The sequence below is a fragment of the Streptomyces sp. NPDC028991 genome, assembly GCF_055564775.1.
The window spans coordinates 469,639-490,454 of the sequence record NZ_JBVHVP010000002.1 but is presented as its reverse complement, the minus strand read 5'-3'; the positions used below and the strand labels follow the sequence as shown (position 1 = coordinate 490,454).

Genomic DNA, 20,816 nt, shown 5'->3' with positions numbered 1-20,816 from the left:
AACGCATGACGAAGTCCCTGGCGGGATTGTTCAAGGCACGGCGGGAAGAGGCCGCCAGGCCGGCGCTGTACGCCCGGGGCATGCGCCTGTGCGGCGAGTACCTCGCGGCGTCGGGCGCCGGGGCCACTCCTCCTCGGGCCCGGCTCACCCAGGCCATCGGTGCCTTCGCGGCCTCCCTCGACGACCCGTCGGCCGACCACTTCGAGGCCCTGCTCCAGGTCGGCGAGCGCGCCCTGGAGACCGGCGGGGACGACGGGCTCGGCCTCGCGCTCGGCGTCGCCGAGACGTCGGCCCGCATCCGGCGGCGGTCCAAGGGGGCGTGGCGGCTGCGCGGCCTGGCCCTGGACGGCCTCGGCCGGGACGTCGAGGCGCTGGAGTGCTACGAGCGGTACACAACGCTGCTGCCGGACGGCAACCCGGCGCCCGAGATCGCGCGCAGGATGGACACCCTGCGGCGCCGGCGGGCCTGTCTCGACGCGGCCGTCGCGCTCTTCCCCGAGGCCGGCTCCGCACTGCGCGACCTGCTCGGAGAGCCCCACACGACCACCGCGAGCACCACGACCACCACGACCACCGCACCCGGCGCGACCACCACGCCCGGCGCCGTCACCGCGAACGCCACGGTCCCCGCGACCACCACCGCCGCCGTCTCGCCGCGATTGGCCGCGTACGTGCGGGCCCGGGTGGCCGAGCACGGCCTGGGCGACCCCGATGTGCGGCGCCTGCTGGAGCTGTACGGCACCCACCGCCGGCTCTCCGAACGGGCCGGGATGCCCGACCCGTTGCTCGGCGGCAGCACTCCGATCGGCGTCGGCGGCCTGCGGGGCCTGGTCGCGGGGCGGACGGTGTGCCTGGTCGCGAACGCCGGGGACGTGGCCGGCAGCGCGCTGGGCGCCGAGATCGACGCCTACGACCTCGTGGTGCGCTGCGACGCGTTCCGCATCCGCGCCGGGGGCACCGGCGAGCGCACCGACCTGCACGCCGTCTCGCTGCGGGGCGACGCCCCGTGGGAGGAGCCCGCCTGGACCCGGCCGGCCGGTGTCCGGCTGGTGTTCGGCGACCCGGCCGCCGGATGGCGCCGCGCCACCCGGCAGCGGCTCGTACCCGGAGCCCAGGAGCACGTCGGCGACGCCTCCCTGCGCCGGCCCCTGGGCGACCCGGCGCTGCTGGGCGAGGACGGCTGGGGCCCGGCGACGACCACGGCCTTCACCGTGCTCAGGCTCCTGGACTTCCTGGACGCGAGTCCACGCCTGGACCTCATCGGCTTCACCCTGCCCGGCCGGCTGCGGCCGAGGGAGGCCGAGTGGGTCATGGACCGCGCGACGCACGTCGACGACAGCAAGATGAGGATCGCCCTGCGATGACCCACTCCTCCGCCTCCTCCGCGGACGACCGGAGCACCGTCACCGGCAGACGCCGGATCGCCTTCGCCGTCCACACCGACGAGGGCGGCCTGCCCGGCCTCCCCGTCCTGTTGCGCAGTCTGGCGCTGACCAACCCGGGCGTGTGCGAGGACTTCGTGGTCCTGCACCCCGGTCTGGCCGACGACTCGTTCGACGCGCTGCGCCGGCTGCACCCGCGCCTGGTCACGCGCCGGGCCGGGGACCGTACGGACGTCTTCCGGCTGGACGGGTACGACACCGTCGTGGCCCTCGATCCCGCCATGGTCGTCCTGGGCGACATCGGCGAGCTGCTGAGGATGCGCCACGGGGTGGGCGCCGTACGCCAGCTGCTGTGCGCCGGGGAGGCCGGGGAGCGGCGCGCCGTGCTGCCAAAGGGGCTCCTCGTCATCCAGCGTGCCGACGTGGACGACGGCCTGGCGGCGCGGCTTCGCGGCCTCACCGACGATGACCTCGGCCCGGCTCTCGACGGCGTCCTGGCCCCGCTCGACGCGCGGTACGACTTCCTCGCCCGCCGCCTGCACGACGACACGCCGGTGCCCGCGGACGTCGCCGTCCTGCGGTTCACCGGCCCGTTCGACGCGCCCGGGTACGGCCCCGCCGCCGAGGCGCGGCGCCGTTTCGAGATGAGCGACGAGGAGTTCCGGGCCGCCTACTGCGCACTGCCCGGCCAAAGACACCCCGACCTGCTGGCGCACTGCGCGCCGCCCCTGCTGGCGGCCCGCCCCTCCCTCGACCTCGCCCGTACGGTCGCCGACGTGCTGCGCGGGCAGGGGCGTTACGACGAGGCCGTCGAGGTCCTCGCCCCGGCCGTCGCGGACCGGCTGGACGCGCCGCGCTGCCACGAGACGCTCGGCCTGTGCCTGATGGCGCTCTCGCGCTACGACGAGGCCGAGGGGCACCTGCTGCTCGCGGCGGCCTCCCCCGACGTCGCCCCGCGTGCCTTCGCGCAGCTCGCCCGCCTGGCCTGGCTGTGCGGGCGGGAGGAGGACGCGCACGCCTACGCCCGCGACGGCCTGGACGCCGACCCCACCGACGCCGGCTGCCACGCCTGGTACGTCCGAACCCGTGCGGCCGGCCCCGGCGAACCGGAGCCGGCCGCTCCGGCCGCCGGACAGCTCGCGCACGTCGCACTGTTCGCCGAGGGGAACGAGAACGCCGGGGACAAGGTCCTGCCCGAGGCCGTGCGCATGTGTTTCGACACCGACACCGGCCCGCACCGCTGGTACCGGCAGCCCGTGCACCGGCTGGTCGACGAGGAGGCGCTGGAGCGGCTGAACGCCCGGCGCGGGGTGGTCGTGGGCGGTGGCGGGCTCTTCCTCCCGGACACCTCCCCCAACGGCAACAGCCACTGGCAGTGGAACGTCCCGGACGACCTGCTGGCCCGCCTCACCGCGCCGCTGGCGGTGTTCGCGGTCGGCTACAACGTGTTCGACGGGCAGCTCTACCGCCGGAGCCGGTTCGCCGAGAGCCTGCGGGTCCTGGTCGAACGGTCGGCGTTCTTCGGGCTGCGCAACCACGGATCGATCGACCGGGTCCGCGAGCTGCTCCCCGCGGAGCTGCGCGACCGGGTGCGCTACCAGCCCTGCCCGACCACGGTGGCCCGGCACCTCGACCCCCGCCTGTCCGCCGCGCCGGAGCGGTCCGACACCGTCCTGGTCAACTGCGCGTACGACCGCTCGGGCCTGCGCTTCGGGCACGACTACGGCCACTTCCTCGCCCAGATGGCCGGCGCGCTGCGGACCCTGCGCGACCGGGCGGACGTGCGGTACGCGGCCCACATGCCGGCCGACGAGAAGTTCGTGCACGACCTGCGCCGGGAGCACGGCCTCGCCCTGCCCGTCGAGCAGCTCTACGGCCTGTCGAACGACGCGATCCGCGACCTGTACCGCCACTCGCGGCTGGTGATCGGGATGCGCGGGCACGCCGGGATGATCCCCTTCGGCTGCGGGACGCCGATCCTCAGCCTCGTCTCCCACCCGAAGCTCGCGTACTTCCTGTCCGACATCGGACGCCGGGAGTGGGGGCTGTCCGTGCACGACCGGGAGCTGGGCCCCCGGCTCGCGGAACGGGCGGCGGCGGTCCTCGACGACCACGCGACGGCGGTGGCGGACGTACACGCCGCGCAGGAATTCCTGTGGAAGACCACTCGCGTGAACATCGAGGAACTGCGGAACATCTTCACTCCGGCCTGAGACACCGAGAATTCATCTTCCCTGCGAATGGAGTTCGCTTCTCCGCGCCTTCTTCGACACCGCCGAATCCGGGAGCGTGGTTAGCCTGTTCCAATCCCCGACCTTCGAGCGTGTGAGGCCCGTGTGCCGAAACTGTCCGTCGTCGTTCCCATGCACAATGTGGAAGCCTTCGCAGAGAGCACTCTGAGAAGTCTCGCCAACAACGCGGGCCCCGGCTTCGAGTTCCTGCTCGTCGACGACTGCTCCACGGATGCCACCTCGTGGGCGGTCGACCGCTGGGCGGCGGGGCGTTCCGACACCAGGGTGATCCGGCACGAGACGAACATGGGCATCGCGCAGGCGCGCAACAGCGGTATCGACGCGGCCCGGGGCGAGTTCGTCACCTTCCTCGACGGGGACGACTGGTACGGGCCGGGCTACCTCGCCGAACTGGTGTCCGTCGTGGAGGAGTTGGGCTGCGACTTCGCCCGTACCGACCATGTCCAGGCCACCGGCACCGAGCGGGTGATCCGGCGGCCCCCGGCCCCGGTGCGCAACACCGTGATGGACCCGCGCGACGGCATAGCGCCGCCCCACATGGAGACGATGGTCGACTACCCCTTCGTCTGGGCGGGGATCTACCGCAGGCACCTCTTCGACGACGGCGGGATGCGCTTCGCGACCGAACTGCGCACCGCCGAGGACCGGCTGTGGATCTGGCGCCTGCACCTGAAGGCCGAGTCGTACGCGTCCGTCGGTCTGCACGGGGTGTTCTACCGGCGGGGCGTCGCCACCTCGCTCACTCAGATCAAGGACTCCCGCCAGCTGGACTTCATCCCGGCCTACGACATGCTCCTCCAGGACCTGCTGAAGGACCGGGAGGCCGAGCGCTTCCTCCCCAAGGCCGTACGGACGTACTGCGCCATGATCGCCTTCCACGTCGGCAAGGTGAACGAGTACGAGGCCTCGGCGGCGCAGCGGCTGCGGCGCGAGGCGAGGGACGCGCTCCACCGGATGCCCCAGCACGTGCTGGACGAGACCCTCAGGACCATCGACAGCACTCGGAGCAGGTTGCTCAGCCGCCTGCGCGACGGGCGGAAGGCTGCCTGATCCATGCCCCACAAGACCCAGATCTTCCAGGTCTCCACCCTGTACGGAGCGGCCACCCTCGCCGCGGCGCTGGACGCGGGCCTGTTCGGGCCGCGCGACGCCGCCCGGCGCGTCCTGCTGGTCTCCAACAACGCCGCGATACCCGAGACCGCGCTGCGCCTCGACGAGATGCACGGCTACGAGCGAATATCCGGCCGGTTCGACTCCGTGGTCGGCTGGAACGAGGCGATCCGCCCGCACCACCCCAGCGCGTGGGGCCCGCGCGGGAACGACGTGTCGCTGTGGCAGAAGGCGTTCCGTCTCGCCTGGGGCATCGGTGAGCGGGACCCGATCGAGCTCGCCGTCGAGTCGATCCAGGTCAACCCCGCCCGCGCGCTGGCCGCGATCTTCTCCGAGAGCGCCCTGCACGTGTACGCCGACGGCCTGATGAGCTACGGCCCGACCCGCGAGAAGCTCCCGCTGACCCTCGCCCGCCGCATCCAGCGGCTGCTCCACCTCGACCTGATCCCGGGTCTGAAGCCGATGCTGCTGTCCGAGTACGGCGTCGCACCCGAGGTCGTCCCGGACGCGGCGTTCCGCGCGGTGCTCGACGAGATCTCCCACGACGCGGCGGACGACCCCCGGCTGGCACCCGTGGCGCGGGAGAAGCCGACGGCCGTCCTGCTCGGCCAGTACCTGGCGGCGATCAACATCCTGACGGCGCAGGAGGAAGAGGACCTCCACGTCCGCATGCTCACCGGCGCCGCGCGCGCCGGGCACCGCTCCGTGGTCTTCAAGCCCCACCCGACCGCCCCCGCCGGGTACACGGCCGCACTGAGCAAGGCGGCGGCGGACGAGGGCGTACGGCTCACCGTGCTGGACGCGCCCCTGCTCGCCGAGACGCTGTACGACCGCTGCGCGCCGGAACTCGTCGTCGGCTGCTTCTCCACGGCGATGGTGACCGCCTCCGCCTACTACGACGTGCCCGTCGCCCGGGTGGGGACGGCGTTGGTGATGGAGCGGCTCAAGCCGTACCCGAACAGCAACCGCGTGCCCCTGGCCGTCGTCGACCACCTGGTGCCCGACCTGGAGCGCGGGCAGCCCCCGGCGCTCGTCGGCGCCGCCCCGCAGACCCTCTCCCCGCTGGTCCGGGCGATCGGTTTCTGCATGCAGCCCAAGACGTACGCGGAGCTGCGCGAGCCGACGGAGACCTGGCTGCGGGCCAACCTGGCCACCAGCCCCGGCTACTACTTCCCCGAGCTGCGGCTGACCGAGCTCGGCCTGCCCGGCAGCCGCCCGCAACTGCGCGCGAAGTTCCAGGTGCGGCGGGCCCGGCGCGTGGTGCGCAGGGCGGTGCGGCGCGGCGCCGGGAAGAAGTGACGGGACCGGACCGGAACGCCGGAGCCCCCGCCGGACGGCGGGGGCTCCGGCGTTCGCGCGCCGCCCGGCTCAGCCCAGCCAGCGGCCCAGCCGCAGCCGCGTCCACAGCAGGGCGGCGGCGAAGGACAGTACGACCGTGGCCCCCGTCAGCCCCACGAGCCCGCCCACCGCGGCCGGCCAGTCAGCGTCCGCCGACACCAGGTGCGGTGCGATGACCTCCAGGAACATCAGGTGGACCAGGTAGGCGCCGAAGGAGGCCCCGGCCAGTCTGCCCAGCAGCGGCCGGAACCGCTCGGGCACCCTGATCCGGGCGAGGGCCGTCAGCAGGGTCCCGGCCAGCAGTGCCACCACGACCGACGCGTACGGGCTCGGGAAGTGCACCCGGTGTTCGTAGACGGCCACCGCCCCCCACGCGCACAGCCCGCCCGCGAGCCACAGCAGACGCCGCCGCCGGCCGGTGACCGCGGAGCCCGGCAGCGACAGCAGGACGGCACCGGCGACCGCGTACACGATCTGGTAGACGCCGAACTGCCAGGCGAAGGGCGGGAAGCGGACGTCGAGGAGCCGCCCGAGATCTCCCAGGAGGGTCGGGGCGAGCGCGAGGCCGAGGAGGGCGGCGCCCGCGCCCCAGGGCCGCTTGCCGGCCCGGACCAGGACGGCCACCGACAGCAGCAGGATCACCGGAACGTAGGCGTACAGGTACCAGAGGTGGAAGGCGGGCCGCACCGAGCCGAACACCGCGTCCCACGCGAGTTGCCGCGTGGGGTCGGTGTTGGCGCCTCGCGCCCAGTCCCACACCAGGTAGGCGGCGGTCCACAGGGCCATCGGCACGAGGATGCGGGTCAGCCGCTTGCGGATCTGCCCGCCGCTGCGGGGCGGCGCCCCGCTGAGCACGACCCAGCCGGCGATCGCGAAGAACAGCGGCACGGCGCACCGGCTCAGCGCGTCCCCGGCGAGCGCGGTCCAGTAGCCGGGCCCGCCGCCCCCCGACGGGGAGCGGTCCACGGCCTTCATGAGTTCGCCCGCGGCGTGGCAGACGATGACCCCGACCGAGGCCAGGACCCGGACGAGGTCGATGTCGTACCGGTACTCCCCCCGGGGACGCGTGGCCGGTCTCCCGGCGGTGGCGGGGGCAGGGGCAGGGGGGCGCTCGGAAACGGCGGCGGTCACGGGCTCGGCGGCGATGGGTGGTCACTCCCGGGGTAATACGCGCGGGCCCGGCGGTGTCCGGCCGGGCCGGGGGATCGAATGCCCGCACCGCGCGCACCCGCAGCCGCGGCGCCGCGCGGCGCACATCGGTGCAGGCTATGAGAGCGCCACGAGCGGCGGGAACCGCTCCCGGATGAACATCGGCCACATACGCGTGACCTTCCGGTGAACACCGCGGGCCGCCACCGTCCGGCCGTCCGGTGTTCCGCAGAAGTTCGCCTCGTGGTCCGTCCGAGCGCTCCGCTTCCGGCCGGGGGCCTCCCTAGTCTGGCCCCACCCACCCCGCAGGCGTTCCCGCGTACCCACACGTTCACCTCCGTGACGGATTGAGGTCGTTGATCCATGGACAGCCGTTCCCTGCTCCGCAGCCCGCTCTCCCGGCGTCTGCTGCGTCCCGTCGCCGACCTCATCGACCAGCGCATCGACCGGCGTGTCGACCAGCGCATCGACCGGCAGGTCGACCGGCAGGTCCGCTCGGCCGTCCGGGAGGCCACCGCGCACCGGCTGACCCACGAGCTGCTCCTCGGCTCCACCGGGCGCGGCCTCTCCCGCGTGGTGGCCGACGGCCCGCTCGAGCGCCTGCACGCCGAGGTGGGCGCCCTGTCCGGCGACCTCGACGCGGCGGTGCGCAACGTCGCCACCGCCTACCGCCTGCTCGTGGCGCTGGAGTCCCTGGGCGTGGGCCGGATCGCGGGCGGCACCATGAACATCTGCGGCAAGCTCGGCACCATCCCGCTGCTCGACCCGCCGAACGACGAGATCCTGGAGATAGGCACGCTGTACGGCATGTTCTCGACCGGGCTGATCCGGATGATGGAGCGCGACGGCCGCCACCCGAGCCTGACCATCGTCGATCCCTTCGCCGGCGTGCAGCTCCAGCCGGGCACCAGCCCGCGTCCCGACCCGACGGGCACCCCGGTCGACGAGGACGCCGTGCGCACCAACCTCGCCCTGGCCGGTCCGGCGGGCACGGCGGCCCGTGTCCAGCGGGGCTTCTCCGAGGACCCGGAGACCCGGGCGGCCGTCTCGGACCGCTCCTACGGAGTGATCGTCGTCGACGGCGACCACTCGGCGAAGGGCGTCCGCCAGGACCTCCAGTGGGCCGAGGAGATCGCCGCGCCCGGCGCGATCGTGGTCCTGGACGACTACGGCGACGCCAACTGGCCGGGCGTCGAGGAAGCCCTCGACGACCACCTGAGGGAGCCCACGCGCCTCACCTTCCTGGGGAAGGCGGCCCACTCGGCGTATCTGCGGGCGTCCTGAGCACAGCCGGGCGGGCGCCGGCGCGGCGCCGCGCCGACAGGCGGGACGGTCACCCGCGCGGCGGTCGCGGAAGGTGCCGGACTGGGCACGTTGAGCGATTCGTGCGATATTCCGTCCATTGCATCGCGCGCGGTGGCTCCTTTTCGCCCGTCGAGGAGGCATCCTCCCCTCATGGCCACTGCGCAAGAGACGCACAAGTACCCCGGTGAGCTGAACGACGTCCCCGGCTGGTTCTGGCCGCTCGACCAGGTGCTGTTCTCCTGGTTCCTGGAGCGGCAGGAGCGGCGGGGCACCCGCGGCGACCTGCTCGAACTGGGCGCCTACCTGGGCAAGAGCGCGATCCTGCTGGGGCACCACCTGCGGGACGGCGAGACGCTCACCGTCTGCGACCTGTTCGAGACCGAACCGCCGGACGCGGCCAACCGGGCGGAGGCGGCGAAGTCGTACTCCTCACTCACCCGGCAGGCCTTCGAGCGGAACTACCTCTCCTTTCACGACACCCTGCCGACGATCGTCCAGGCCCCCAGCTCCGCGGTCACCGACGAGGTCGCGCCCGGCACCTGCCGCTTCGCCCACATCGACGCCTCGCACCTGTACGAGCACGTCCAGGGCGACATCGGCGCGGCCCGGGACCTGCTGCTGCCCGACGGCATCGTCGTCCTCGACGACTTCCGCAGCGAGCACACCCCGGGCGTGGCCGTCGCCGCCTGGGAGGCGGTGCTCAACCGGGGGCTGCGGCCCGTCTGCCTGAGCAGCCAGAAGCTGTACGGCACCTGGGGCGACCCCGGGCCCGTCCAGGAGGAGCTGCTCGCCGCGCTGCGCGGGCGCGACGACATCGCCGTGACCGTGGAACAGGCCGCCGGGCACCGGCTGGTCCGGACCCGCGCCAAGGGCAAGCGGACACGGCCGCCCGCTCTGCCGTCCTCGCGGTACCCGGCGCCGGTGGCGGAGCCGCGCCCGGACGCCGGGCCGGTGCCGGGGCGACCGCGGCAGGCGGGTCCGGCGGACCGGGCGGCGCGCACGGCACGGCAGCCGACGCCGCGGGACCGCACCCGCCGTCTCGCCCTGGACCTCCTGCCGCCGGTCGTCACCCGTGCGGTGCGCCGGTACCGGGCGGCTCAGCGGGCGAAGGCGGGCGGCGCGGCTCAGTCGAGGCGGTAGGGCCGGCTCCTGCCGCACTACGGCCGTGACGTCCTCCTCGCGGGGCCCACTCTCCGCGAGAGCGACCGGGGACGGACGGCATCCGCCCTGGTCACCCGTACGAGGTGGCCGGCCGGCTCAGAAGGCGTCCGAGGGCACGTACGTCCCCCAGACCTCCCGCAGCGCGTTGCACACCTCGCCCACCGTCGCCCGCGCGCGCAGGGCGTCCTTCATCGGGTAGAGGACGTTGTCCTCGCCCTCGGCGGCCTTCTTGAGAGCGGCGAGGGCGGTGTCCACCGCCTGCTGGTCGCGCTCCGCGCGGAGCCTGGCGAGGCGCTCGGCCTGCTGGGCCTCGATGGCCGGGTCGACGCGGAGCGGCTCGTAGGGCTCCTCCTCGTCGAGCTGGAAGCGGTTGACACCGACGACGACCCGCTCGCCGGCGTCGGTCTCCTGGGCGATGCGGTAGGCGCTGCGCTCGATCTCGTTCTTCTGGAAGCCGTGCTCGATGGCGTTGACCGCGCCGCCGAGGTCCTCGACCTTCCGCATCAGCTCCAGGGCCGCCGCCTCGACGTCGTCGGTCATCTTCTCGACGACGTAGGAGCCGGCGAAGGGGTCGACGGTCGCGGTCACGTCCGTCTCGTAGGCGAGGACCTGCTGGGTGCGCAGGGCCAGGCGCGCGGACTTGTCCGTCGGCAGCGCGATGGCCTCGTCGAAGGAGTTGGTGTGCAGGGACTGCGTGCCGCCGAGGACGGCGCCGAGACCCTGCACGGCGACGCGGACGAGGTTGACCTCGGGCTGCTGGGCGGTGAGCTGCACCCCGGCGGTCTGGGTGTGGAAGCGCAGCATCAGCGACTTGGGATTCTCCGCGCCGAACTCCTCCTTCATCACCCGCGCCCAGATCCGGCGGGCCGCGCGGAACTTGGCGACCTCCTCCAGGATCGTCGTACGGGCCACGAAGAAGAAGGAGAGGCGCGGGGCGAAGTCGTCGACGTCCATGCCGGCCGCGACCGCCGTGCGCACGTACTCGATGCCGTCCGCGAGGGTGAAGGCGATCTCCTGCGCGGGCGAGGCGCCGGCCTCGGCCATGTGGTAGCCGGAGATCGAGATGGTGTTCCACTTCGGGATCTCGGCCTTGCAGTACTTGAAGATGTCCGCGATCAGGCGCAGGGAGGGCTTGGGCGGGAAGATGTACGTCCCGCGCGCGATGTACTCCTTCAGCACGTCGTTCTGGATCGTGCCGGTGAGCTGGTCGGCGCCGACGCCCTGCTCCTCGGCGACGAGTTGGTAGAGCAGGAGCAGCAGGGAGGCGGGGGCGTTGATGGTCATCGACGTCGAGACCTTGCCGAGCGGGATCCCGCCGAACAGCACCCGCATGTCGTCGATCGAGTCGATCGCCACGCCGACCTTGCCGACCTCGCCGCTCGCGATCGGGGCGTCGGAGTCGTGGCCCATCTGGGTGGGCAGGTCGAAGGCGACCGACAGGCCCATCGTGCCGTTGGCGATCAGCTGCTTGTAGCGGGCGTTGGACTCCGTCGCCGTGCCGAAACCGGCGTACTGGCGCATCGTCCACGGCCGGCCCGTGTACATCGACGGGTACACGCCCCGCGTGAAGGGGTACTTCCCGGGCTCACCGAGCTTCTCGGCAGGGTCCCAGCCCGCCTGGGTGTCGGGTCCGTAGACCGGTTCGATGGGCAGTCCGGACTCAGACTCGCGCGCCATGGTGTGATGCCTCCCGCTGAGCACATGTTCGAGGTGCTCGAACTACCCGTCAGATACTCGCCAGTACAGACCGACCCTTCGACGGACTGTATCGGCGTACGCGCCACCCGGTGGAGGGGCGCACGCTGGGACCTTGCTCACAGCCTCGGTGCGGTCCCGGTCACAACGATGCCGTGCCGTTCACGGCGCGTCATCCGCGGGGAACATCTCAGGGGACGTCCGTGCGGGGCGGTGAGACGGCGGGGGGCCGTGATGCGTATGACGGGTATGGGGAGTATGGGAAGGGCGGTCGCCGTCGCCCTGGGAGCCGTGCTGACGGCGGGCGGCTGCACCGTGCAGGGCACGAGCGCCGACGGCGCGGGGCGTGCTCCGGTGCGCATAGACGTCACCGGTGCCCCGCCGGAGAAGCCGGGGAACACGCCGGCCGGCGACGGGGCGTCGGGCGCGCCGCCCGCCCGCGCCGAACCCCGGGTGCTGTGGCGGCGGGGCGACACCGGCCGGGACGTCCGTGAACTCCAGGCCCGGCTGCGCCAGGTCGAGTGGCTCGTCGACGGGCCGACGGGGACGTACGACGACCTGACCGAGCGCGCGGTGAGCGGCTTCCAGGGCAAGCGCGGCCTGCCCAGGACGGGCCGGACCGACACCGTCACCTGGCAGCGGCTGCTGGGGATGACGCGGGAACCGGGCAAGTGGGACCTGTACCTGATGGGCGGGCAGCCGGCCGCCGCACCCGACCCGCGCTGCCTGACCGGCCGGGTGCTGTGCGTCAGCAAGTCGAGCCGGACGCTGCGCTGGATGGTCGACGGACGGACCGTGTCGACGATGCCGGTGCGGTTCGGCTCGCAGTACACGCCGACGCGGGAGGGCGTGTTCCAGGTCTACTGGAAGTCCCGCCACCACGTCTCGACGCTCTACGACTCGGCCATGCCGTACGCGATGTTCTTCAGCGGCGGCCAGGCGGTGCACTACTCGTACGACTTCGCCGCCGACGGCTACGCGGGTGCCTCGCACGGCTGCGTGAATGTACGGGACGAGGCGGCGATCGCGGATCTGTACGCGCAGGTGAGGAACGGCGACAAGGTCGTCGTGTACCGGTGAGGCGGTGAGCCCCGGAGCGGGGCGGTGAATGGGGCGCGGGCGGGACCGGGGGAACGTGTCCCGCCCGCGCCGAGGTGCACGAGCCGTAGGTACGGGGGGAACCCCGGCTCCGTGCGAAAGCCGATGACCAGTCGGCTCACTCATTACTGCGCCAGGGCGGCCGAAAGTGTCACACCCCGGGTGAGGAAAGCCCTGTCCGTTCGGGAACGTGCAGGTCAAGGCGGGTGTCACCGGCGGTGGCCGACGTGCGCGGCGGGTAGGCCGGGCGCTGCGGCACGGGTGTGAAGGCCGTGGAGGCGTGCGGGCCGTGGTGCTGCCCGGCGGGCGGGGCTATGTGGTGGCCGTCGTCGTCCTCGTCCTTGCCACCGTTGCCGTCCTCGTCCCCGCCGCCCTTCTTTCCGCCCTCGCCGCCTTTGCCGTCCTTGCCGCCTTTGCCGTCCTCGCCGCCTTTGCCGTCCTTGCCGTCCTTGGCACCGGAGCCTCCGGAGTCCTTCCGCGTCTCCCGCTCCCGGGTGCCCTCTCCGGACTCGCCGGAGTCCCCGCCGCCCTCCCTGGCACCGTTGCGGCCCTGGGCGGTGCCGTCGGACCCGGCGAGGAGGTTCCGGCAGTACTTCCCGACCCGCGACGAGCCCCCGGCCGCCTCCTTCAGCGCGCGTCGGCGGGCGCCGTCGAGGCCCTTGCCGGCGCGTACGTCGCGGCAGGACGCGACGAGGCCCGACCGCCCGCCGCCGGACCCGTCGGCCGCCCGGTCGTCGGCGCCGGTGCCGCTGTCCTCGGCCGTGCCGCCGTCCGCGTCGTCCCGCGCGCCGCCCCGGGCGTCCGGGGCTCCCGAGGCGGTACCGCCGGACGCCGCCCCGCCCCGCACGCCGTCCAGCGGCGAGGGCGAGACCAACGGCCGGCCGGGGGACGCGGCGGCCGAGACGCTGGCGGCGGGATCCGGCCGGCTGCCGTCGAAGGGCGTCGGGAGGACTCCGGTTCCGGCCGCCACCGCCACCCCGCCGATCATGCCGACGGTCAGCGCGGCGGCCAGCCCGAGGCGCAGGGGACGGCGCCGGCGGCGGCTCCGGACGCCGTCGCCGCGCGGGCCGATGCGGACCAGTCCGGCGTCGGAGGGCCGCACCGCGGTGCCGTTCCCAGGGGTGGCCGACGTCCCCTCCGGCGCGTCGGCCCGCTCGGCGCGCACCTTGCGGAAGGCGGCCAGCGCGGCGGCCTCGCCGGGGAGTTCCCCGCTGGTCGGCACGGGCGGGGCGGAGAGGGCGTCCAGGGCCCCGGCGAGGCGTTCGGCGCGGTCGCGGGCCGCGGGGTCGACAGCCTCCAGTGGCTCTCCGCGCAGCAAGAGCTCCGCCGTTTCGCGGTCCAGCCACCTGTCCTGCTCGTCGGCCATCACATGTCCTTCTGCGTCCGCGTACGCGTATGCGTCACACTCGCGGACGTCACCGCACGGCGGTGCGGTTCTCGCTGGGGCGGGAGGGCATCGAGCCCGCCGCCCGATTCCGGATCGCCGCCGAGGAGTTCGGCCAGGCGCTTCAGGCCGCGGTGCGCCGCCGTGCGGACGGCACCGGGCCGCTTGCCCAGCGTCTCGGCGGCGCTCTTGGCGTCCAGGCCCACCACCACGCGCAGGACCACGGCCTCGGCCTGGTCCTGGGGCAGCCGGGCGATCAGGGAGAGGGTGCTGTCGGTGGCCAGGGCCTCCATGGCCTCGCCCGCGGTGTCGGACTCGGCGGGCTTGCCGGTCAGCTCCGTCTCGTCGCCGCCGATCGCGGGCCTGCGGCCGCGCATGCGGATGTGGTCCAGCGCGCGGTTGCGGGCGATGCGGGCGGCCCAGCCGCGGAACCGGTCGGCGTCGCCGTCGAACCGTTCCAGGTCGCGGGCGATCTGCAGCCAGGCCTCGGACGCCACGTCCTCGGCGTCCGGATCGCCGACCAGCGTCCGCACGTAACCCAGCAGTCGCGGATGCACGGCACGGTACACAGTCCGGAACGCCGTCTCGTCCCCGTCCTGTGCCGCACGCACCGCGGTGGTCAGCTCCGCGTCGTCCCCCAGCACCGAGAAGCCTTTCTGCGCCTAAACCGGCGCCGCTCTCGCGGACATGGTCCTCACCGTCGTGGTGTCTCAATTGATGGTCGCGGTGGCCTACCGCAACCCGGTCGCGGGAGCGAGGCCCCCGCTGGTCGGCGCGAATGGCACGTTACGTCTTGAAACCGCCGCTCGTCCATGTCCCCCTCCCATTGCCGTACAAGATGCAACTAAGCCGTGACGCGGTGAGGTGTGACAGAAAACGCAGTCCGGGCGCTGTAAGGAGTACGGGCCGCCGCGCGGCCCGTGCCGCGCGACGGCCGGGGCCTCTCCTGTGGGGGGTGGCGGCCCCGGCCGTTGCCTCGGCCACCACGATCGCCCCTGGTGCGAGGCTACTTGTCCTTGCCGGGAGCCCGGTCCGCCGGTTCCGCCCGTTCGGCGGGCCCGCCCTCGCCGTTCCCGCCGCCGCCACCGTCCGCGTCGGCGTTCGGCCGTTCCGGCCGGGCCGGGCCGCCCGCGCCGCCCGGCTTGGTCCCGTCGGTCGCCGCGCTCGGCCGGGAGCGCCGCTCGGCGCAGTGGGCCGCGACGCGCTCCTCGCCGCCCGCCGCCGCGACCAGCCGCTGCCAGGCCGTGGCGTCCAGCGCCTTGCCGCGGCCCTGCACCCGTTCGTAGGCGCGGCAGTACTCCTCGGTGTCCCGGGCCGTGGCCGGACGGCCGGGCCGGGCGGACGTGCCGGGGGGCGTGCCCGGGGACGTGCCCGGGGACGGGCCGGCGGGGCGCGGGGTGGGGACCGGACGGACCGCGGTGCCGTCCGCGGCGGACGGAGGCGTCGGTTGCGGCCGGCCGGTGTCCGTGGCGGAACCGGCCCCGCCGATCGCCGCGTAGGCGACGCCCCCCAGGGTGAGACTCGCCAGCAGCACCGAGAGCGCGGTCTTCAGCGTGCGCCCCGCGCGCCGCCGCTCACGGGGGCGCCAGTCGTCCCGCCGGCGGGTGCGCGCGGCCCGGCCCGGCTCCGCGTCCAGGGCGGCCCGGAACGCCGCCACGGCCCGCCGCTCGCCCTCGGCGTCGACGCGCTCCCCGCGCAGGGCGGCGGCGAGCAGCCCTGCCACGCCGGGGGTGTCCGGGCGGGCGGGCCGGGAACCGACGCGGTCGCCGTCGTCGCCTTCGCCGTGCCGTGCCCCCATGTCCGCTTCCGTTCCCGTTCGGTCCGCCGGGCCGCCGCCGTCGGTGCCCCTCATGTCGACTCCCCCAGCGTCCTGGGCGCGTCATCCGTCACACCGTCGACGCCCAGCTGCCGTGCCAGCCGCTTCAGTCCCCGGTACGTCGACGTGCGCACCGCGCCCGGCCGCTTGCCGAGGACGCGCGCGGCGGCCGGACCGTCGAGGCCGACGACGACGCGCAGCAGCACGGCCTCGGCCTGGTCCCGCGGCAGTCCCGAGACCAGGGCCAGGGCCGCCTCGGTGGACAGCGTCTCCAGTGCCTGGTCGTGCGTGGAGTGCGGGCCCGGCAGGTCCAGGACGTCCTGTTCCAGCGCCGCCGGGCGGGGCCGCACCTTCTGGCGGCGCAGGTGGTCCAGGGCCCGGTGCCGGGCGATCGTCGCCGTCCAGCCCCGGAAGCCGGCCCCGTCGCCCCGGAAGCGTCGCAGGTCGCGGGCTATCTCCAGCCACGCGTCCGACGCGACGTCCTCGGCCTCGTCGCCGACGAGCCCGCGCAGGTAGCCCAGCAGGCCGGGCTGCACCAGCCGGTAGGCGACCGCGAAGGCGGCCTCGTCACCTTGCTGGGCCCGCGCGACGGCCGCGCCCAGTTCCCCGTCGTACGCCTGTACGCGGCGGGGTTCCCCTCGCTGGCCCAAGAACCGTCCTCGTCCGTACCGAGTTCTCCGCGCGCTCGGCTGAGCCCGCCCCCACGGTCATCAGCGTCGGCGCGCACGGAAGTGTCACAGGGCGCGGCCCGGACGGCCCTCAGCGCACGGCGGGCCGCACGCGCCGGGCCCGCCCGTGCAGCGTCAGGTAGAAGGTGTGCAGCGACTCCTCGGGGCCGCCGCCGGCCACCAGGCGGTTGTGGACCCGGCCGAGCGGGTTCCAGACCCGCCCGTCCGGCATCCGCACACCGACCGGCTGCCCGAAGTACGTCCGCTGGTCCGCGTCGAAGTCCACCCAGGTCGCACCGGCCCGGCGCACGAGCACCTCGCCGACGTACGCCCCCAGACCGAGCAGCGTTCCGCGCGCCCGCTCGTGATCGGCACCGCCCTTGCGCAACCCGTCGACCAGGAAGTCGACGAGCCGCAGGCTGGCCGGGGAGTAGTCCAGCGGCAGCCGGTGGCCGGCCGCGACACGAGCGACGAACGCCGTCGCGTACGCCCGCATCTCGCAGGCGCGCGGCCTGCCGCCGCCCACCTCGCCGTGCTGCTCCACCCGGACCACCCACCCTCCGCCTCGGCGACGGGAGTCCGGCGCCCGCGGCCCGGCTCCCCCGCTGATCCAGCGGACGGGGCGCCCCGGCTGTCACAGGTCCGCGGCGGGGTGAATCGTTTCCCTACAGTCTCCGGGGCGGTGCCGGTGCTCCGTTTCCCTGCCGCCTCCGGGACGGTGCGCCGCTGCTGTGCCGTCCCCGGGCCGTGGGCCGTTTCCGCACGGCTCCCGGCGCGTCCGTCACCGGGCCGCCGCCGCGTCCCGGCACAGCAGCCGGAGCGACCCGTCGCCTGCGAAGCAGCGGCGCGCCTCGTCCATCGGGTCCCACAGGCGGCCGTCGGGCGTGCGGACCCAGTGGTCGCCGCCGGCGGCCCACCACTCGCCGCCGGCCTGACGCACGATCACCTCGCCTGCGTAGGCGCCGAGTCCGCGCAGCGCGGTCTCCACCGCGGCGTAGGGCGCCCCCTCCCGCCGGATGCCGTCGATCACGCGATCGACGCGCCACAGACTCTGCGCCGAGTAGTCCAGGCGCAGCCGGGCCCCCTCGCGCATCGTGGCCACCGCGTCCGCCGCCCACCGCACCGGCTTGGTGGCGGCCGACGGCCGGTTCTCCTGCTGGGTCGTCACTCCGCTGGTCACAGTCGTCACATGGGCTAGAGCGCCGCCGGACGGAGATTCGTCACACGGATACGCCGTCCGTTCCGCAACCGGCGCGGTACCGCCCCACCTCCACCACGTCCGCCGCACCGCGGTCACGCACCGTCCGCACGACGGTCACAGTCGCGTGCCGCACTCAGCCCCGTCCCCGTGCCCGGCGGGACACCACCGCGCGCAGCACCCGGCGCCCCTCCGTGGAGACCTCCAGGGCCCGGCGCAGCCCGGCCGGACCGTGGCCGGCGAGTACCTCCAGGACGGTGACCTGGCGGCGCAGTTCGGCGGCGACGAGCGGCGACAGTCCGTCCGTACCGCCCTGCGCACCGCCTTCCCGGTGGACGTCCGCCTCGGTGGCGGCGCCCGCCGCGGGGTCGAGGAGCCGGTGGACGCGGAGCGAGGCGACGGAGCAGGCGTCGGCCCACGTCCGTATCGCGGCGCCGGAGCACTCGGCCGGCGCCGCGGCCAGCATCCGGCGGGCCAGGAGCACGGCCTCGTCCTCGCCCTCGGTGCCGGGACCGGCGAGCCGGTCGCGCACCCGCGCCAGCCCCCGCGCCCAGCCGGGCCCGTCGCCGATGTCGTCGGTGAGGGTCGCCCACAAGGGTCTGAGGACCTCGTCGTCACCGTCCAGCAGGGGAACGCAGCGATCCAAACAAGCCAGTCCGCTCCCGGCGAGTCCGCGTGTGTCGGCCCGCGCGATCAGTTCCACCAGGCTCATCCGGTGCCTCCCTGTTTCTACCGCTTCGGCCCGCTCACCACCACGGAGCCCGCACTTCCCCTTACTGCGTGCGACGGCCTGGGAGTGTCACAGCGGCACCACGCCCAGCCGGTCGAGGAACCGGAAGAAGAGGTTTTCGGCCACCGGGCCGGCCTCGGGGACAGCCACGTAACCGGCATGGGGACCGGCCTCGGCACCGGCGCCGGGACCGGGACCCGCACCAGGAGCGGCACCAGGAGCGGCACCGGGGTCGGCACCGGGGTCGGCCGACAGCACCTCCGCCAGCTCTCCGGCGTCCGCCGTGCGTCCCGCCTCGGCGGCCCAGGCGACGGCGCGCTCGGCGGCGTCGCGGGGTTCCAGGAAGTAGTCCTCCAGGGTGAGCCCCTCCTTCTCCGCGCCGAGGTACCCGGCCATCGCGGACCGCGCCAGGCAGGTCGTCCACGCCCCGCTCTCGGGCGCCGCCGCCTCCACGACCACGCAGTCGCTGTCCATGACGTACCCGAACAGCGCGGGCGCGCCGGTCTGCCCGGCCAGGTCGTTCATGTTCCCGACGTCTCCGTCGCCGCCCGGGAACTCCCACACCTGCCAGCCGTCCGGCGCGGACAGGCGCAGGGTCATGTCCGTGGCGCCGGGCAGCGCGTCCAGCTCCGCGAGCGGCCGCTCGGCGCGGCCCACGACGAAATACCCCCAGTAGCCCATGTCCCGGCTCCCCCCGGCGTGTCGGTTCGGCTCGCCAAAAGACCACCACAGCCGTACGGGAGTTCGCAGCCGTATCGGACAATCCACGCGGGGCCGGGGCGTGCGGGGTCAGTCGAGCCGGTTCGCCAGCGACCTGAAGTCGGCCCAGGACAGCTCGGGCCTGTCCGGGTCCCACAGCTTCTGGACCGTCGCGGCCAGCGGCAGCCGGATGCCGTCGGCGACCTGCGCCTGTGTCTGGGCGTTCGGGATGTCGCCCCAGACCGCGAAGCTGCCGCCGAGTATCTGTTCGTCGTACTTCGCGTCGACCGCCGTGGTGCCGCGCAGGACGCGCGGGGTCCACTGCTCGTAGATGCGCTCGCCGGTCGGGTAGACGAAGGTCTGCGGCTCGCCGAGCACGTAGTAGAGGAACTCGTCGTTGTAGTTGAGGACCTCGCGCCCCTCGCTCAGGTACTCCGCGGGCTGGCGGGCGCCGATCTCCTTGCCCGTCCAGTAGGCGACCTTGATGTCCTTCAGAGGCTCGACGGACGTGTCCCTGAAGAAGCCGTCGTTCCAGGCGCGCGGCGTGCGGTCGTGCGCCATGACGGTCTCGGCGCGGCCGTTGAGCCAGCCGGTGGTGAGGTCGGCGACGGTGCCGCCGGAGCCGTAGGCCTCGCGGGCGGCGGCGGCCAGGCCCGGGTAGGACGCCTCGGGGTCGGGCACCACGAGCGCCTGGTACTCGTCGGCGCCCAGGTGGAACTGGGAGCCGGGGAAGAGGCCGGCGTACTCGTTCAGCAGGTCGTCGACGATCTCGGCGGCCTCCGGCTTGGAGATGTCGATCGCGCCGCGCGTGGGCGTGCCCTGGGCGTTGCGCAGCTGGAGGTCGGGGTGGGCGGCGAGCACGGCGCCGAGGTGGCCGGGCGAGTCGATCTCGGGAACGACGGTGATGTGCCGGGAGGCGGCGAGGTCGGTGATCTCCTTGACCTCGGCCTTGGTCAGGTAATCGTCGGAGACGACCTCCGGGTGCGAGTCGGACTCGATGCGGAAGGCCTGGTCGTCGGAGAAGTGCAGGCCCAGCTCGTTGAACTTCAGGTCGCCCAGCTCGCGTATCCGGTCCTTGATCCAGTCGGCGTCGTAGTGCTTGCGCGCGATGTCGAGCATGAACCCGCGCCGCGGCTTGGCCGGCTCGTCCTTCACCTCGCCCTCCGGCGCGGTGCCGCCGCCGTCCACCGCCTGCTTCAGGGTGCGGGTGCCGTAGTAGACGCCGGCCTCGGCCGGTCCGGTGACGGTGACGCGGCCGTCGCGCACGGTCATGGTGTACGACTCGGAGTCCGCGCCCCCGTCCGCCCGGACGTCCAGCCGCACGTCCCCGGCGCGTTCGTCGTCCTTCTCCCCCGCGTACGTCAGCCCCAGTTCGCCGGCTATCAGGCGCCCCTCGTCGGCGAGCCGGGCGTCGGCGACGACGACGCGGTGTCCCTTCTCGGGCTGCCAGCCGGGGCCGCGGGCCGGGGTGTGGTCGCGTACGGCGGGTATGGTGCGCGGCTCCTCCGACAGCGCGTAGGAGCGGCTGGGGGTGGGCGCGGCCGCCTCCGGGGAGGACCGGGCGCCCGCGGGCCCGCCGTCGCCCTCGCCGTCCGTGGCCCACAGGCCGACTCCCACACCGAGCGAGGCGACCACCGCACCGGCGATCACCGCCCGCTGCCTCACCTGGTTCGCCGGCGTCCGGCGTCCGTGCTGGCTCACAGCGCCAACCTACGGCCGTGAGCTCCACCATGCGTCCACCACATGTTCTGAAACTCTCCCGTTCGGGTGAAATTCGGGCACTGGACGGACACGCGATGCCGTCACTCGATAACGTGACGCCACACCTTTT

17 protein-coding genes and 1 pseudogene are annotated in these 20,816 nt (G+C 74.0%); 7 read left to right on the top strand and 11 right to left on the bottom strand.

All coding sequences use genetic code 11. The annotated features are described in order from the left end of the window. The first annotated feature begins 5 nt into the window (after window positions 1-5). From ACZ4V1_RS06390 to ACZ4V1_RS06375, 4 genes are all read left to right on the top strand, one after another. Window positions 6-1,364: a hypothetical protein gene (locus ACZ4V1_RS06390; protein ID WP_468330141.1), complete on the top strand. Its 1,359-nt coding sequence runs from the start codon at window positions 6-8 to the stop codon at window positions 1,362-1,364. Beyond that, window positions 1,361-3,595, top strand: coding sequence for a polysaccharide pyruvyl transferase family protein (locus tag ACZ4V1_RS06385; RefSeq protein ID WP_468330138.1), 2,235 nt, complete (start codon window positions 1,361-1,363; stop codon window positions 3,593-3,595). Before ACZ4V1_RS06390 ends, ACZ4V1_RS06385 begins: the two co-directional genes overlap by 4 nt. Window positions 3,596-3,718: 123 nt before the next feature. Further along, the gene (locus ACZ4V1_RS06380; RefSeq protein WP_468330135.1) at window positions 3,719-4,684 is read left to right on the top strand and encodes a glycosyltransferase family 2 protein; all 966 of its coding nucleotides are present in this window, start codon (window positions 3,719-3,721) and stop codon (window positions 4,682-4,684) included. A 3-nt stretch (window positions 4,685-4,687) separates the two neighbouring features. Beyond that, window positions 4,688-6,043: a polysialyltransferase family glycosyltransferase gene (locus ACZ4V1_RS06375; protein ID WP_468330132.1), complete on the top strand. Its 1,356-nt coding sequence runs from the start codon at window positions 4,688-4,690 to the stop codon at window positions 6,041-6,043. A 69-nt stretch (window positions 6,044-6,112) separates the two neighbouring features. Here the strand turns inward: ACZ4V1_RS06375 and ACZ4V1_RS06370 are convergent, their stop codons facing one another. Further along, the gene (locus ACZ4V1_RS06370; RefSeq protein ID WP_468330129.1) at window positions 6,113-7,213 is read right to left on the bottom strand and encodes an acyltransferase; all 1,101 of its coding nucleotides are present in this window, start codon (window positions 7,211-7,213) and stop codon (window positions 6,113-6,115) included. 381 nt (window positions 7,214-7,594) lie between these two features. On the opposite strand from ACZ4V1_RS06370, the gene ACZ4V1_RS06365 reads away from it, so the two are divergent. Then, window positions 7,595-8,515 (top strand): class I SAM-dependent methyltransferase, encoded by a 921-nt coding sequence (locus ACZ4V1_RS06365; protein WP_468330126.1) that lies wholly within the window; start codon window positions 7,595-7,597, stop codon window positions 8,513-8,515. A gap of 171 nt (window positions 8,516-8,686) precedes the next feature. Next, window positions 8,687-9,676: a class I SAM-dependent methyltransferase gene (locus ACZ4V1_RS06360; RefSeq protein ID WP_468330123.1), complete on the top strand. Its 990-nt coding sequence runs from the start codon at window positions 8,687-8,689 to the stop codon at window positions 9,674-9,676. 117 nt (window positions 9,677-9,793) lie between these two features. On the opposite strand, the gene ACZ4V1_RS06355 is transcribed toward ACZ4V1_RS06360, so the two are convergent. After that, entirely contained in the window at window positions 9,794-11,374 is a 1,581-nt protein-coding gene (locus ACZ4V1_RS06355; RefSeq protein WP_468330120.1) for an acyl-CoA mutase large subunit family protein, read from the bottom strand. Window positions 11,375-11,626: 252 nt separating this feature from the next. Between ACZ4V1_RS06355 and ACZ4V1_RS06350 the strand changes: the two genes are divergently transcribed. Next, window positions 11,627-12,472, top strand: a complete 846-nt coding sequence (locus ACZ4V1_RS06350) for a L,D-transpeptidase family protein (RefSeq protein WP_468330117.1) — start codon at window positions 11,627-11,629, stop codon at window positions 12,470-12,472. A 169-nt stretch (window positions 12,473-12,641) separates the two neighbouring features. Here ACZ4V1_RS06350 and ACZ4V1_RS06345 read toward each other — a convergent pair whose 3' ends face one another. The 9 genes and pseudogenes from ACZ4V1_RS06345 to ACZ4V1_RS06305 form a co-directional block, all read right to left on the bottom strand. Beyond that, on the bottom strand, window positions 12,642-13,856 hold the full coding sequence (locus ACZ4V1_RS06345; protein WP_468330114.1) for a hypothetical protein: 1,215 nt from the start codon (window positions 13,854-13,856) through the stop codon (window positions 12,642-12,644). Continuing rightward, window positions 13,856-14,518 carry an RNA polymerase sigma factor gene (locus ACZ4V1_RS06340; protein WP_468330111.1) on the bottom strand — a complete coding sequence of 221 codons (663 nt, stop codon included), beginning with the start codon at window positions 14,516-14,518 and terminating at the stop codon, window positions 13,856-13,858. The genes ACZ4V1_RS06345 and ACZ4V1_RS06340 overlap by 1 nt, the downstream gene beginning before the upstream one ends. A 362-nt stretch (window positions 14,519-14,880) precedes the next feature. Continuing rightward, window positions 14,881-15,726, bottom strand: a complete 846-nt coding sequence (locus ACZ4V1_RS06335; RefSeq protein ID WP_468330108.1) for a hypothetical protein — start codon at window positions 15,724-15,726, stop codon at window positions 14,881-14,883. Further along, a complete protein-coding gene (locus tag ACZ4V1_RS06330; RefSeq protein WP_468330105.1) occupies window positions 15,723-16,340 on the bottom strand; it encodes an RNA polymerase sigma factor in 618 nt (205 codons plus the stop codon). The genes ACZ4V1_RS06335 and ACZ4V1_RS06330 overlap by 4 nt, the downstream gene beginning before the upstream one ends. Window positions 16,341-16,449: 109 nt before the next feature. Beyond that, window positions 16,450-16,854, bottom strand: a complete 405-nt coding sequence (locus tag ACZ4V1_RS06325) for a hypothetical protein (protein WP_468330936.1) — start codon at window positions 16,852-16,854, stop codon at window positions 16,450-16,452. Between the two features lie 285 nt (window positions 16,855-17,139). After that, window positions 17,140-17,526 (bottom strand): hypothetical protein, encoded by a 387-nt coding sequence (locus ACZ4V1_RS06320; protein WP_468330933.1) that lies wholly within the window; start codon window positions 17,524-17,526, stop codon window positions 17,140-17,142. A 166-nt stretch (window positions 17,527-17,692) separates the two neighbouring features. After that, the gene (locus tag ACZ4V1_RS06315; protein WP_468330102.1) at window positions 17,693-18,268 is read right to left on the bottom strand and encodes a hypothetical protein; all 576 of its coding nucleotides are present in this window, start codon (window positions 18,266-18,268) and stop codon (window positions 17,693-17,695) included. Between the two features lie 258 nt (window positions 18,269-18,526). Further along, window positions 18,527-18,967: pseudogene (locus ACZ4V1_RS06310) on the bottom strand (hypothetical protein); the annotation flags it as partial. 108 nt (window positions 18,968-19,075) lie between these two features. Continuing rightward, window positions 19,076-20,686 (bottom strand): beta-N-acetylhexosaminidase, encoded by a 1,611-nt coding sequence (locus tag ACZ4V1_RS06305; RefSeq protein ID WP_468330099.1) that lies wholly within the window; start codon window positions 20,684-20,686, stop codon window positions 19,076-19,078. Window positions 20,687-20,816 lie beyond the last annotated feature (130 nt).